Origin of the sequence: Rhizobium album (genome assembly GCF_003122325.1) — a bacterium.
Taxonomy (GTDB): domain Bacteria; phylum Pseudomonadota; class Alphaproteobacteria; order Rhizobiales; family Rhizobiaceae; genus Metarhizobium; species Metarhizobium album.
The window spans coordinates 56901-69726 of sequence record NZ_QFBC01000015.1 but is presented as its reverse complement, the minus strand read 5'-3'; the positions used below and the strand labels follow the sequence as shown (position 1 = coordinate 69726).

General features: G+C 62.9%; 12 protein-coding genes. 2 read left to right on the top strand and 10 right to left on the bottom strand.

Going from position 1 to position 12826, the window contains the following annotated elements:
- Positions 1-3 precede the first annotated feature (3 nt).
- The 4 genes from DEM27_RS25155 to DEM27_RS25140 all read right to left on the bottom strand — a co-directional run bounded on the left by DEM27_RS25155 (position 4) and on the right by DEM27_RS25140 (position 4762).
- Complete coding sequence (locus DEM27_RS25155; RefSeq protein WP_109460998.1) at positions 4-984, bottom strand: ABC transporter permease; 981 nt, start codon at positions 982-984, stop codon at positions 4-6.
- A gap of 64 nt (positions 985-1048) precedes the next feature.
- Positions 1049-2614, bottom strand: a complete 1566-nt coding sequence (locus tag DEM27_RS25150; protein WP_109460997.1) for an ABC transporter substrate-binding protein — start codon at positions 2612-2614, stop codon at positions 1049-1051.
- Positions 2587-4056: an amidase gene (locus DEM27_RS25145; RefSeq protein WP_205908958.1), complete on the bottom strand. Its 1470-nt coding sequence runs from the start codon at positions 4054-4056 to the stop codon at positions 2587-2589. Before DEM27_RS25145 ends, DEM27_RS25150 begins: the two co-directional genes overlap by 28 nt.
- A gap of 220 nt (positions 4057-4276) precedes the next feature.
- Positions 4277-4762, bottom strand: coding sequence for a methylated-DNA--[protein]-cysteine S-methyltransferase (locus DEM27_RS25140; RefSeq protein WP_109460995.1), 486 nt, complete (start codon positions 4760-4762; stop codon positions 4277-4279).
- A gap of 317 nt (positions 4763-5079) precedes the next feature.
- Here DEM27_RS25140 and DEM27_RS25135 point away from each other — a divergent pair, with 317 nt between their 5' ends.
- Positions 5080-6042, top strand: coding sequence for an NAD-dependent epimerase/dehydratase family protein (locus DEM27_RS25135; RefSeq protein ID WP_109460994.1), 963 nt, complete (start codon positions 5080-5082; stop codon positions 6040-6042).
- Between the two features lie 22 nt (positions 6043-6064).
- Here the strand turns inward: DEM27_RS25135 and DEM27_RS25130 are convergent, their stop codons facing one another.
- From DEM27_RS25130 to DEM27_RS25105, 6 genes are all read right to left on the bottom strand, one after another.
- The gene (locus DEM27_RS25130; RefSeq protein WP_109461078.1) at positions 6065-7171 is read right to left on the bottom strand and encodes a PQQ-dependent sugar dehydrogenase; all 1107 of its coding nucleotides are present in this window, start codon (positions 7169-7171) and stop codon (positions 6065-6067) included.
- A gap of 188 nt (positions 7172-7359) precedes the next feature.
- A complete protein-coding gene (locus DEM27_RS25125; protein ID WP_245446097.1) occupies positions 7360-8964 on the bottom strand; it encodes a copper resistance CopC/CopD family protein in 1605 nt (534 codons plus the stop codon).
- Between the two features lie 60 nt (positions 8965-9024).
- The gene (locus DEM27_RS25120) at positions 9025-9555 is read right to left on the bottom strand and encodes a YcnI family copper-binding membrane protein (RefSeq protein WP_109460993.1); all 531 of its coding nucleotides are present in this window, start codon (positions 9553-9555) and stop codon (positions 9025-9027) included.
- Between the two features lie 238 nt (positions 9556-9793).
- Entirely contained in the window at positions 9794-10294 is a 501-nt protein-coding gene (locus tag DEM27_RS25115) for a copper chaperone PCu(A)C (RefSeq protein WP_245446096.1), read from the bottom strand.
- An 89-nt stretch (positions 10295-10383) separates the two neighbouring features.
- Positions 10384-10764 (bottom strand): hypothetical protein, encoded by a 381-nt coding sequence (locus tag DEM27_RS25110; RefSeq protein ID WP_109460991.1) that lies wholly within the window; start codon positions 10762-10764, stop codon positions 10384-10386.
- Positions 10765-10897: 133 nt separating this feature from the next.
- The gene (locus DEM27_RS25105) at positions 10898-11854 is read right to left on the bottom strand and encodes a LysR family transcriptional regulator (protein WP_109460990.1); all 957 of its coding nucleotides are present in this window, start codon (positions 11852-11854) and stop codon (positions 10898-10900) included.
- 139 nt (positions 11855-11993) lie between these two features.
- Between DEM27_RS25105 and DEM27_RS25100 the strand changes: the two genes are divergently transcribed.
- Entirely contained in the window at positions 11994-12791 is a 798-nt protein-coding gene (locus DEM27_RS25100; protein WP_109460989.1) for an alpha/beta hydrolase fold domain-containing protein, read from the top strand.
- Positions 12792-12826: the final 35 nt, after the last annotated feature.

The window sequence follows — 12826 nt, the reverse complement described above, 5'->3', positions numbered from 1 at the left end:
ACGTCAGTACTCCAGTCTCGGATCGATGGTCATCGCGATCAGGTCCACCAGGATGTTGATCGCCACGAACATGACGGAAATGAAGATGGCTATGCCCTGGATCAGCGGGAAGTCGCGCTGCAGCACGGCATTGATGGTGAGCAATCCGAGGCCGGGATAGTCGAAGATGAACTCGATGACGAGCACGCCGCCGAGCAGCATGCCGAGCTGCACACCGAGCAGGTTGATCAGCGGGATCGCCGAATTGCCAAGCGCATGCGAAAAGATCGTCCGGCTGCGGCTCAAGCCCCGGATCGGCGCCAGCTGGATGAATTCCTCGCGCATCACCTGCGCCACGGAAACGGTGAGGGTGCGCAGGATGAAGGGTACGATTTCCACCGCCAGCACGATGGCCGGCAGGATGGTGTAGCTGAAGCCGCGATAGCCGATGGCCGGCAGAAATTTCAACTTCACCGAAAGAAACAGCGTCAACACGATGCCGAGCCAGAAATTCGGCGTCGAGACGCACAGCGATCCCAAAGCCAGCGCCAGCTTGTCGGGCCAGCGGCCGGGATAGAGGCCGCCCGCAGTGCCGAGCGGCACGGCGACCAGCAAGGCGATGACCAGCGCCACCATGGCCAGCTGCAGCGTCATCGGCAAGGTGGCGAGGATGAGGTCGAGCACCTTGGCGCGTTCCTCCCGGGTCTGGTCGTCGAAGGCCGCGCCGCCGAGGCTGGCGCCGCTTTTCGGCCGGACGAAGGAGGTGCCGAGATCGCCGGTCGCCAGCGTGCCGAGATAGGAGACGAACTGGACCGGGATCGGCCGGTCGAGGCCGAGTTCCTTCGCCTTCACGGCAACCACCTCGTCCGGCGCCATGCCGCCGACGATCAGGCGCGCCGGATCGCCCGGCACCACCCGCAGCAGCGTGAAGATGATGAAGGTAACGAGCAGGATGATCAGGCTCCCCTGCAGGAGCCGTCTCAGCAAAAACGACAGGACGAACATCCGTCTCCCCTTATGCCGACCGGAACCGATGCGGCCGCCGTCTTCCGGCGGCCGCAATGAGCCATCAGGCCAGGGTTGCCTTGTTGGCGTCCATCATGCCGTTCGGATAGAAGTACATGCCGTCCAACCCGTTGCGCATCGCGTGGATGAACACCGAGGTGAACAGGGACAGCGATGGCACCTTCTCCGCCAGCATCGGCATGACTTCGTTCTGGATCACCGCCTTGCGGGCTGCAGGATCGAGCGTGTTGCGCTCCTTGTCGAGCACCGCATCGAGATCCTTGTCCTCGATACCGCAGATGCGTTTCGAGCTGGAGTGGAAGTGGGTGCGCAAGACGAGATCCGGTTCCGGCGAACCGGTCGACCAGCCGCAGTCGATCATGTGGCCCGGCCCGCCGCCCGGCCGGTCGTAGAGCCGTTCGTTCCAGGCCGCGACTTCCATGACGTTGAGTTTCACCGGGAAACCCTGTTCCTGCAGCATGGCGGCGATGACTTCACCGTACTCCTTCGTCTTCGGATAGAAGCCGACCGAGGTGATGTATTCCAGTTCCGGAAGGCCCTCGCCCTTGGGGAAACCGGCTTCCGCCAGCAGCCGCTGGCACTCTTCCGGATTGAATTCCGGATAGTTCGGCGTATCGACGTAACCGAATTTCACCGGCGAGATCCAGGCTTTCGACGCATGGCCGGAAACACCGAGGATATCGAGCAGCACGGTGCGGTCGATGGCATGGGCGGCCGCCTTGCGCAGGCGCGGATCGTTGAACGGCGCCTTGGAGCAACGGAACCAAAGGTACTTGTTTTCGACAGAAACAGCCTTGTTGAGCTTGAAGCCGCCGGCCTCCTCGATCGACTGGACCTGTTCGGCCTCCAGGCGCTCGATCAGGTCCGCCTCGCCGTTCAGCAAAGCGAGCGTGCGGGTCGTGGCATCGCCGACGAAGTTGAAGTTGATGCCGGGAAGGGTCGGCTTGCCGAGGTAGAAGCCGTCGAAGGCTTCAAGCACGGTGGTGTTGCCGTCCTGGCGTACGAACTTGAAGGCGCCGGTGCCGTTCGGGCGGGCCGACAGCGTCTTCGGATCGGCGACGTCCTTGGCCGACATGATCGGCAGGAAGGCCGAGAGGAACCAGAAGAGGCTGGCGGGATAACCGCCCTTGTCGGTCTTGATGCGGGCGACGTGATCGCTGACCACCTCGACCTCGCAGGTGCCGGGATACCAGGCGGCCGGTCGGTCTGGCTGGCTGGCATATTCGAAGGTCGCCTTGACGTCTTCGGCGGTAAACGGCTTGCCGTCGTGGAAGGTGACGCCTTCCCGCAGCTTGAACTCGAGCGTGTGCTCGTCGATGAGCTTCATCTCGGTCGCGAGTTCCATCACCAGTTCGTCCGGATTGTCCGGCCGCATCGGTGCGCGTGTCAGGTAGCCGAAGACGAAACTTTCCAGGTTGATCTGGGCAAGCGTCGTGTGGGACGACGGGTCCCAGTTGCCGGTCAGGTTTTCCGCCGACATGAAGTTGAGCGCCTTGCCGTCGGCGGCATGGGCGGGATCGACGAAAAATGCGGTATTGAGGACCGGCAGACCGACGGCAACGCCGGCAAGGGCCGAACTCTTTAAAAATGCTCTCCTGTTGAATTCCATGACGTTATCTCCGCAGTTGGGTTGCTGGGTGTTCCCCACCCCGCTTTGCCACCAGCAACGGCAAGCGGAGGTATTTTATTGTTGAAAATGTGGTTTTCGGCCTGCTGGCAAAACGCCATGACAAGCGCATCGGCGTGGCGGCGGCCGACGACCTGCAGGCCGACCGGAAGGCCGTTCGCCGTCAGCCCGCAGGGCAGCGATGCGGCCGGATTGCCCGACAGGTTGAAGGGATAGGTAAAGGGTGTCCAGCCTGTCCAGGCGAGCACCTGCGACGGCGACACAAAACCTTCCGGTGCTTCGCGGTCGGCGGCAAACGGCTCTACGGGCACCGTCGGCAACAGCAGCAGGTCGACGTCTTCGAACAGCGCATGGATGCTGCCGGCAAATTCCGCCCGCGCTTTCACCGCCGCAAGATAGGCGGCCAGATCGTATTGCGCCGAGGCTTCGACCAGACCGCGGAAACCGCTGCCGAATTTGGAAAGGTCCGATTGCGCGCCATAGGCCACGCCACGACCCGCCACCCAAAGGGTTTCGAAAATGCCGATCGGATCGGACCAACCGGGAGAAACCGGGCGAATATCGACCGCCAGCGCCGCAGCGAGGACATCGACGGCATCGCGCACGACGCGGCCGATTTCGGGCGCGACATCGAAGCCGAACAGGCTCGGCGCAAAACCGATACGCAGGGATTTCGGCAGGTGGGTCTCGGTATAATCGGCGCCGTCATCCGGCAGCGACTGGTGGTCGCGCGGGTCCGGCCCCTTGACGATATTGAACAACAGCGCGCTGTCGCGGGCGGAAAGGCTCATCGGCCCGGCATGCGACAACATTTCCGTCGCGCTCCAGGGCCAGGCCGGCACGCGGCCCAGCGACGCCTTCATGGCGAAGACACCGCAGAAGGCTGCCGGAATCCGCACCGAACCGCCGCCATCGGAACCGAGCGTAAAGGGCACCATGCGCGCCGCAAGCGCCGCGGCCGATCCCGAGCTTGAACCGCCGCTGGTCAGATCGGGATTCCACGGATTGCGTGTCGGCCCGTAGAATTCGGAATTGCCGGAACCCGACCAGCCCATCTCCGTGGTGGTGGTCTTGCCGATCATGATGGAACCGGCATCGACCATCCGCTGGACGATCGGCGCCGTCGCCTTGGGAGCGAAATCTTTGTAGGCGGTGGAGCCGCGCTGGCACAAGCGGCCCGCCGTGAAGAAGAGGTCCTTGACCCCCATGGGAATGCCGTGAAGCGGACCGCGAAAACGGCCTTCCGCCGCCTCCCGGTCGCACGCCCTTGCTTCCTCCAGCGCCTGCTCTTCGTAGACCTGGCTGAAGGCGTTGACGACCGGGTTCAATCGTTTGATGCGCGCCAGGCTTTCCTGCACCAGCGCCTCGGATGTGAGGCTGCCTGAAGCAATTGCCGACCTGAGCGCAAGAACCGAAAAATCCACGAGCGTCATCTCCACTTATGTGGATTTATGTTGATTATGTTGAAATTGTCAATACACACAAATTCAACATTTCACAGGACGGATCGCAGTCGAACGCAATGCCTCCGGTCAGGTGGCGCAGGCAGGATTGTGAGGATTTTAAGGTACAGCCTGTGGCATCGACGGCAGCCATATTCATCGAGCCGCCTCTATCGATGGCTCGCGGAAATCAGGTCGCCGTTCAGCCTCTCGCCGCTTCCAGGGCGAGCAGAAACCGCTTGTTGTCCAAGCCGCCGGCAAAACCCGTCAGATCGCCATTCGCGCCGATCAGGCGGTGGCAAGGCGTGATGATCGATATCGGATTGCGGCCGTTCGCCGCTCCGACGGCGCGGGCCGCGGAGGGACGGCCGAGCGTTTCGGCAAGCTGACCGTAGGATCGCGTCTCGCCATAAGGGATGGCCAGAAGTGCCGCCCAGACCTGTCGCTGGAAGGGCGTGCCGACAAAATCGAGAGCCAGGTCGAACGCCCTCCTTCTGCCATCGAAATATTCGCCGAGCTGGCGTGCCGTCTCTACCAGCACCGGATGCCGCGCATCCTCGACGACGGCGCCGGTGCGGACGCGTTCAGGCTTGTCGTTTTCCCACAACACGGCCACCAGCCCATTTTCGCCGGCTACGAGCGTTAATTCCCCGACCGGCGAGGCCACGATGGTGTAGAAACGGGTCATCCCGGCATGTCCTGACGCTTGATGCATGTTCATAATGGATGATAATGCTGTCCCGGCGCCCGGTTCAACGCCACCCGATTCCGGCCTCCTCCGTTTTATTTCGACGAACCGAACCGGAGACATACGACCGGGCCTATCCGATCCACATACGGCAACCTTCAGGTCCCGTCATGGATATTCAGGTCTTTTTAATCGGATACTTGTAAATCCTATCTCTATGCTGTGCCACACGGCTCGTTTTCATCTATCCAGGCTGCGGTCGGCCATCGCCGGGCGATCCTCGCAGTGTCCACCGATCATGAGGGCCGCTGACACCAATGACGACCGGAGCGATAGTTTTCGGCAGTAGCGGCTTCATCGGCAGCCACCTGCTGCGACGCCTGAAAGCCGATGGCGTCACGCCGCTGGTCGGTGTCGACCGCCGGCCGCCGCGGCAACGGCTTGACGGCGTCACCTATATCCAGGCCGACGTCCGCGACCTCAGCGGCCTTGAGATCGACGGCGAGATCGACACCATCTTCAATCTTGCCGCCGTCCACGTCACGCCCGGCCATCCCGATCCCGAATATTACGACACCAATATCGCCGGCGCGACCCAGGTCACCGCGTTCGCGCGCCGGCGCGGCATCGAAACCATCGTCTTCACCAGCTCGATTTCCGTCTACGGCCCCGGCGAAGAAACCAAGTCGGAAACCTCCCCGCCCGCGCCCGAATCCGCCTATGGCTGGTCGAAATGGCTGGCCGAGGGCATTCACCGCGCCTGGATGCAGGAGGATGCCGGCCGGCGGCTGGTCATCGCCCGTCCTGCCGTGATCTTCGGCCCTGGCGAGGGCGGCAATTTCACCCGCCTGGCCAAGCTGATGAAGAAGGGTTTTTTCATCTATCCCGGCCGCAAGGACACGATCAAGGCGTGCTTTTACGTCGACGACCTGCTCGAGGCGATCTTTTACGCCCGCAGCCTTGACGAGCGCTCGATCCTGTTCAACGGCTGCTATCCGGACCGTTACACGCTGGAACAGATCGTCGAGACCATGAAAGCCGGTCCGTTTGCCGGCGTGAAGACCTTCCTGCTGCCGCGCTTCGTGGTAACGGCGGCGGCGACGCTGCTGCGGCCGTTCTCGGTGCTCGGGCTCGGCATTCACCCCGATCGCGTCATGAAGCTGGTGCGCTCCACCGACATCGTGCCCGACTGGCTGCAGCAGCACGATTTCGCCCCGACCGGCAGGCTGCCCGCTGCTTTCGACCGCTGGCAGAAAGCGAGCGAAGGCCGCTTCGACTGAGCCTGCCATCCAAGGGCGGCCGTCAGTTGGCGATGGCGTTCGGCGTCAGGCGCCTCAGCCGACCGGGATTGTCGTCTTCGATCACCCAGACCGAACCGTCCGGCGCCACCGCGACATCGCGGATGCGCGCATCCATGTTCCAGCGCTCCGCCTCATCGGCGTTGCCGTCGGCATCGAAGGTGATGCGCAGCAACGCCGTCGAAGCGAGGCCGCCGATCAAGGCGGAGCCTTGCCATTGTGGGAACAGGCCGCCATCATAGAAGACAAGCCCGGCCGGCGCGATCACCGGGTTCCAGTACAGAGCGGGCGGGGTGAATTCCGGCCGGGTCGAATGCCGGGGAATGCGACTGCCGCTGTAATTGTCGCCGTTCGAAACCAGCGGCCAGCCGTAATTCTGCCCGGCGACGACAAGATTGAGTTCATCGCCGCCGCGCGGCCCCATTTCGTGCAGCCACAGCTTCCCGTCCGGGGCGAAGGCCAATCCGTAGGGATTTCGGTGCCCGCTCGTCCAGGTCTGCGCCTGCACGCCGCCCGCCGAAACCAGGGGATTGTCCTCGGGCGTCGTCCCGTCGAGATTGAGGCGCAGGACCTTGCCGAGCGCCTGTTCCGGATCCTGCGCCGTCTTCGGCCGCATGCGGTCACCGGAGGTCAGGAAAAGATGCTGTCCATCCGGTGCGAATTCGATGATGCCGCCGGGTTGGCCGCCGCGGCCCTTCGGGGCCTGTCGCCAGATGATCGCGAGGTCTTCGAGCTTTGCCGAAGGACCCGAAATCCCCAGCCTGGCTTTTGCCAGCGCGAGGCTGCTGCCGCCCGAACCCGGCTCGGAGAAGGTGAAATAGATCGTCCGGTCCTCGGCAAATGTCGGCGCCGCGGCGATATCGAGCAGGCCGTTCTGTCCCGACGCGGCGACCTCCGGCACGCCCTCGACCTCCGTCTTTCCGCCGGAAGCCGAAACGAGGAAGATCCGGCCGGGCTTCTCGGTGATCAGCATGCGCCCGTCGGGAAGGAAGGCAATCGCCCATGGCGTGTCGAACTCCGCAACGGTGCGGGCTTCGAAGGGGACGGATTGCGTATAACCACGTTCACCCGCATTGATGCTTTCCGCCGCCGCACTGTCGGCGATACCCATGCCGAACACCGCCAGCAAGGCATGCTTGCGCCATAAACCTCTCGTCATCTGTCGATCCTTTGCCGCATTGCCGGAGACTGCATGACAGCCACGACCAGGAAAAGGCAAAACCCTTCAAAGAGTTTCACTTCCCCGTGAAGCCGGCGGCCTCGATCGCGACCGGTCGCGCCGCGCGAGCGCCAGCCGGATCATGGCCGGATGGCGATTTCGCCTTGCAGGCGAGCCAGTTCGTAATCGCTGATCAGCACATCGAGGCGAACTGTCCAAGTGCCCGGCAAGGGAAGAACGAGGCCGTCGACCTGCCATGTCCCGTCGCCCGGCTTGAATGCCTTGCGCCGGATCGGCTCCACGCCCGCCGCCGGGTTGGAGAAGACGAAAGAGACGTTCTTGGCGTCGAGTGCGCCAAAATCCGTGGTCATGACGATAGCGGAGACGGTGACCGGCCCCGTTCGGCCCGGGCTGATCGTCACGTCTGCCATTGCCTTGTCGGTGTGGATGTGGAACGAAGCCGGCTGGGCGGCTGCGATTGCCAGGGCGCGCGGCGGCGGCGTGAAGCGCCAGGTGGCGGCAACGGCAAAAATCGCCAGGACCAGAACGGTCTCGACGACGATAGCCCGCAACAGGCGCCTGACGGCGGTCGTTTCGCCCGCCAGTGCCGGTTTCGTCAACAGCCATCGATTGACGGCAACCAGCGCGAACAGAACAAGGAGCAATCCGGCCTTCACCAGCAAAACATTGCCGTAAGCCGTTTCGACGAGGGCGGCAGGATGCTCCACCTGGATGACGGCAAGGACAAGGCCGGCGACGACCAGCACCGCCACGGCATAGGGGATGAACAGCGAGAACCGCCGGAGCGCCTCTTCCGCTCCGGTGCCGCCATCGCGCACCGCCTTCGCCAACGGCAACAAGGCGCCAATCCAGATGGCGATGGTTGCGGCATGCAGGAAGACGGACGGCCGCGTCAGCCATTGCGGCGCCGCGGCACTGGCATGGCCGCTCAGGGCGAGCGCCCCGGCTCCGGCGAGAAGGGCGACGCAGGCAAGCCAATGCCCCCAGGGTTTCAAACGCGGAAGCGTAGCAAGTGCCGCCAGCAGAAGTGCTGCCGTCATGACGATGACGGTTCGGCCGAAACTCGTGCCCAGTCCGGCGCGCCAGGCAATGCTGTCGAAGAGGCCCGAGAGCGGCACGCCCAGCGCATCGAGTCCCTGCAGGCCCGCGGAGAGGATGGTGCCTGCGAGACCGACAACGATCACGACGGCAAAACACGCCCCTCCCCGATCACTGCCGCGGAGGAGCCAGAACGAGGCGAAGACACCGCCGATACCGAAGAAAAGTCCGGCATACAGGCCCACCCTGCCGATCCAGAGCGCCACCCTCACCGGCCAATCGTCGGCCTCGGTGACGGCGGGAGCAGCGCCGCTCGGAGCGCCGATGGAAAAAACCGCCGAGCCGGCAACCGGATGCCCGTCTTCCGAAACCACCCGCCAGGACAGGACGTAGGTCCCCGGCGAAAGGCCTTCCGGCGGTTCGATCTCCAGCGTCCGGTCGCGCAACACGAAGGTATCGAGGGCAAGCGTCTGCCCGTCCGGCCTGACAAGCTTGAGGGCAAGCGGCGACACAGGCTCGCTGAAGGAAAGGCTAAAACGCTGCGGCGCCACCTGCACGACCGCGCCATCCGCCGGTTCCGCCGACGTCAAGGACGCATGGGCCATGGCGATGCTGGTTAGACAGAGCCAGACGATCCCCGCCAGCAAGGCCATGAAGGCATGGTCACCACGAACGCTGTTTTTCACCCGTCTCTCCGCAACATCGAGAAGCAGGCCGGCGCCTCGGCGGAGGTGCCGGCCAATGGATCAGTGACCGCCCGTGGCTTCGAGCAGTTTTACGCCGGGCGCCGGCAATTCCAGATCGTCGGCGGACTGGCCGGCGGCCGGGATCTCGATCCAGCGTTCGGCCAGACCTTCGGAGCACTCCTGCACCGCCGGGAAATACAGGGTTTCGCCGGCCTTCAGATCCTTGGTCAGATAGACGCGAAATGCAAATTCGTCATATTCGTCATCCGCCAGGCTGCCGCCGCTCCAGACGACTTCCTTGACGCCTTCGTTCGTCGGCGTGCCGTAATAGTCGTAGGATTTGGCATAGGCGCCCCTGACTTTCTCCAGCGTCCAGCCGGCCTTCGGCTGCGGCTTCACGGCGATCACCCCTTCCGGGATCTGCACGCGCAGGACATTGGTCGGCTTGCCTTCGCAACCGTGCGGCACCTGCAGCACCACCTTGTAGGTCGAGCCGACAGGCGCTTCCTTCACCTGGATCGACACATGCGCCGAGGCAGTGCCGGCGCCAAGGGCAACAGCGGCAAGCGTCATCATCGTTTTCCGGAACATTTCAAACTCTCCATCGATTGTGGTATCGCCAGCTTCTGCCGGCAAGATTCCGTGAATTTTCAAGACTTTATATATGCGACCCCACCGCTGACGCGGTTCGGGACTGCGCGGTTTCCCCGGACGGCTTCACACGGCTCCGCAGCCGGTCACGATGGCGGAAAACCGCTCGTGGCCCGTTCAGCATCACCGCATCGGCGTTCGAAACCGCCGACGCCAGCCGGAATTCCGGTGGGATAGGTTAGCCGCCGTGGCCGCTTGTCGCGCCCAGCTTGTCGACGGAATACTCGACCGTGACACTGCCCGCCTTTTCGAAGGTCAGCGTGCCGGAAAAGCTCTCGCCTTCCTTGGCGTAGCGGTTCAGGCCCATGAACATGATGTGGTAGGAACCCGGCTTCAGCTCGACTTCGCCGCCGGCCGGAATTTCCACCCCGCCGGAAACCGGCCGCATCGTCATCACGCCTTCGCCATTGACGGCCATTTCATGGACTTCGGTTTTCTCGGCGATCTCGCCGGTGACGGACACCAGACGGTCGGGCTCCGAACCGCTGTTCTTGATGGTCAGATATCCTGCCGCCACCTTTGCTCCCGGCGGGGTCGCCCGCGACCAGGGATGGACGACTTCGATATTGCCGGCCTTGAACTCATGAGCCTGGGAAACACCGGCCGGCGCCAGTGCCAAAAGAGCGGCCAGAACGGCCGGAAGGGCGGTTTTTGCAAAAGCTTTACGGAAAGTAATCATTTTCATTCTCCTGCAGCGGCCACGAAAGAACATCGCAGCGGCGTATCGAGTAAACACGCGAGATCGCGGGCCGATCTCAGGCCCGGTGTTTACGCGGCGACAGGAGGCGCTCGGGGATGGGCTGGAAGATAGTCCAGCGTTATGCGCGGGGCGGTGACATATCGGTCCTGGACGATCCCGGACGATACAACCAGGGGATTGATCAGGAAGTTGGCGCTCTCGACTGGCAATGCGAAGCCGACATGCATGCTGCAACTGACGGTGCAGCAATCGGGAAGCGCAACATGGCCGGTATCGCCGTCATCGCCGCGTACGCTTTCGATGCACAGCGGATTGCCGTAAAAATCGACGGTGGGCGAGTTGACGGCAGCGGCAAGCGCAAAGGACCCGATGGCTGCCTGCACGACGAGCAGGCAGACGGCGACGATCGTCACCACGGCCAGCCTCAGTTGTTGCAGTTGCTTTTTCATCGGTTCTCCTGATGCGAAGGATTAGCAACGAAACGTCGCGATGAAAAGTGGCGAGCCGGGCGGAACCATCATTTTGACGGCAGATGGGGCCGTTTGCCGCATGGCCGCGGCGCAAGGAACGCGATCTCAGCGCCTACCGTCTCTGCATTTTCGCTGGCGCCTGCGTAAACCGCTCCTCGGCGGGCGAATCCTTGTCCAGATCGTGGACCAGCTTCACCAGCCAGTCGACGAATACCCGCACCTTGTTGCTGAGATGGCGGGTGCGCGGATAGACGATGTTCAGCGGAATACTCTCGCATTGCCAGTCGGTGAGCACGGGCACCAGTTCGCCCTTTTCCACCGCCTCCTTGACGAAGTAGGGTGCTGATATCGCCACCCCCATGCCGGCAATCGCCGCCTTCACATAGGTTCGGCTGTCGTTGACCGATACGACATAACGCGGCTCGATCTCGTGCGATTCGTCGCCGCGCCGGAAATCCATGCTGAAGACTTTTCCCGATGGCACCATCAGGTAACCGACGCAGAAATGGCTCGCCGTCAGGTCCAGCGGATGCTGCGGCATCCCGAATTTCTCCAGATAACGCGGCGCAGCATAACAGGAGAGCCTGATTTCGCCGACCTTGCGTGTCACCAGCGACTGATCCGTCGGCGTGCCGCCGCGCAGGGCGCAATCGACGTTTTCCGCAAGATAATCGACAAGGCGGTCGCCGACGCCGATATCCAGCTGGATCTGCGGATAACGCAAATAGAAATCACAGAGCGACGGGATGACGAGCGTGTCGGCGAAGGCGCCGGCCATCTCCACTCGCAACCGGCCGGAGGGCTGGGCCTGGGAGTTCGTCAGGCTGCCGTCCAGTTCATCCAGTTCCGAAAGGATCTGGATGGCCCGTTCGTAATAAAGCGCACCGTCCGTCGTCACCGTCACCCGCCGCGTCGTACGGTTCAGCAACCGGGTCCGCAGATGCGCCTCCAGCGCCTGCACCAGATTGGTGACGGTGGTTTTGGGGATGGAGAGTGCGGCGGCGGCACGCGTGAAATTTCCTGTTTCCACCACCCGCACGAAGGTGCGCATTGCCGAAAGCTGGTCCATATCCCCTCCTTGTGCGTCGCAACATTATCCCGATTTTCGGAACAGAGTTATCAACAACGGCAGACTTGTGCGCATTGGATCGTACAATAATATAAAAAGCCAGATGCGTTGTATAGGATACGAACGCCGGGAAACGACGATGCAGGCGACGTGGCAGGATATGGCGATCGACGATTCGGCAAGACCCTTGCCGTCGGTGCGCATTTATGAAGGCGCTGCCCGCCTCAAGTCCCCGCCGCTCGTACTCTATCTCGGCGGCGGCGCGTTCCAGCAGGCACCGTTGCCGGCAACCGAAAGCCCGGTGGCGCGGGCGCTGGCGGATCGTGGTGCCGTCGTTGTCGAGGCCGATTACGGCGGAGAGGTGCGCAACACCTTCCCGCAGGCCATGGAATACGTCTTCAAGGTGCTGAGTTGCCTCAGCAACCGGCGCAAGCTTTTCGGCAGCGCCAAGTCATCGCTGTTCGTTGCCGGACAGGAAGCCGGCGGCAACATCGCTGCCGGTGTCGCCCTGAAGGCGCGCGACCAGATCCCCGGCCAGCTGGCAGGCCAAGTGTTGCTGTCGCCGATGATCGACCCGCTGATGACGTCGGGCTCGTTCCGCAAGGCGAGCGAGATCGGCATGCTGCAACGCTGGTCGCAAGGCTGGAGCCATTATCTCAGGTCGGCCTGCGGTTTTTCGCATCCTTATGCCGCGCCTTGCCTCTGTTCGAGGCTGGCCGGTGTTGCGCCGGCCCTGGTGATGACCGCAGAAGACGATCCGCTGAAGGACGAGGCCTTGAGTTATGCAAAACGCATGGCAGAGGCCGGCGTGAAAGTGGAACAGCGGATTTTACCCGCCGGCCAGGGCTGGACGGACATGTACAGGGGAGAAGGCGGCGCCTGGATCGACGTCGTTTGCGACGAGTTCGCCGCCTTCACCAGCAAGCTGAAACATTGAATTTTAGTCTATCCGAGATTGATTGAAGGCTCCTG

Bases quoted from the DNA above. Each gene is read 5' to 3' on its own strand.
- DEM27_RS25155 (WP_109460998.1), bottom strand. From the start codon at position 984: ATGTTCGTCCTGTCGTTTTTGCTGAGACGGCTCCTGCAGGGGAGCCTG.
- DEM27_RS25150 (WP_109460997.1), bottom strand. From the start codon at position 2,614: ATGGAATTCAACAGGAGAGCATTTTTAAAGAGTTCGGCCCTTGCCGGC.
- DEM27_RS25140 (WP_109460995.1), bottom strand. From the start codon at position 4,762: ATGACCCGTTTCTACACCATCGTGGCCTCGCCGGTCGGGGAATTAACG.
- DEM27_RS25135 (WP_109460994.1), top strand. From the start codon at position 5,080: ATGACGACCGGAGCGATAGTTTTCGGCAGTAGCGGCTTCATCGGCAGC.
- DEM27_RS25130 (WP_109461078.1), bottom strand. From the start codon at position 7,171: ATGGGTATCGCCGACAGTGCGGCGGCGGAAAGCATCAATGCGGGTGAA.
- DEM27_RS25120 (WP_109460993.1), bottom strand. From the start codon at position 9,555: ATGTTCCGGAAAACGATGATGACGCTTGCCGCTGTTGCCCTTGGCGCC.
- DEM27_RS25115 (WP_245446096.1), bottom strand. From the start codon at position 10,294: ATGATTACTTTCCGTAAAGCTTTTGCAAAAACCGCCCTTCCGGCCGTT.
- DEM27_RS25110 (WP_109460991.1), bottom strand. From the start codon at position 10,764: ATGAAAAAGCAACTGCAACAACTGAGGCTGGCCGTGGTGACGATCGTC.
- DEM27_RS25105 (WP_109460990.1), bottom strand. From the start codon at position 11,854: ATGGACCAGCTTTCGGCAATGCGCACCTTCGTGCGGGTGGTGGAAACA.
- DEM27_RS25100 (WP_109460989.1), top strand. From the start codon at position 11,994: ATGCAGGCGACGTGGCAGGATATGGCGATCGACGATTCGGCAAGACCC.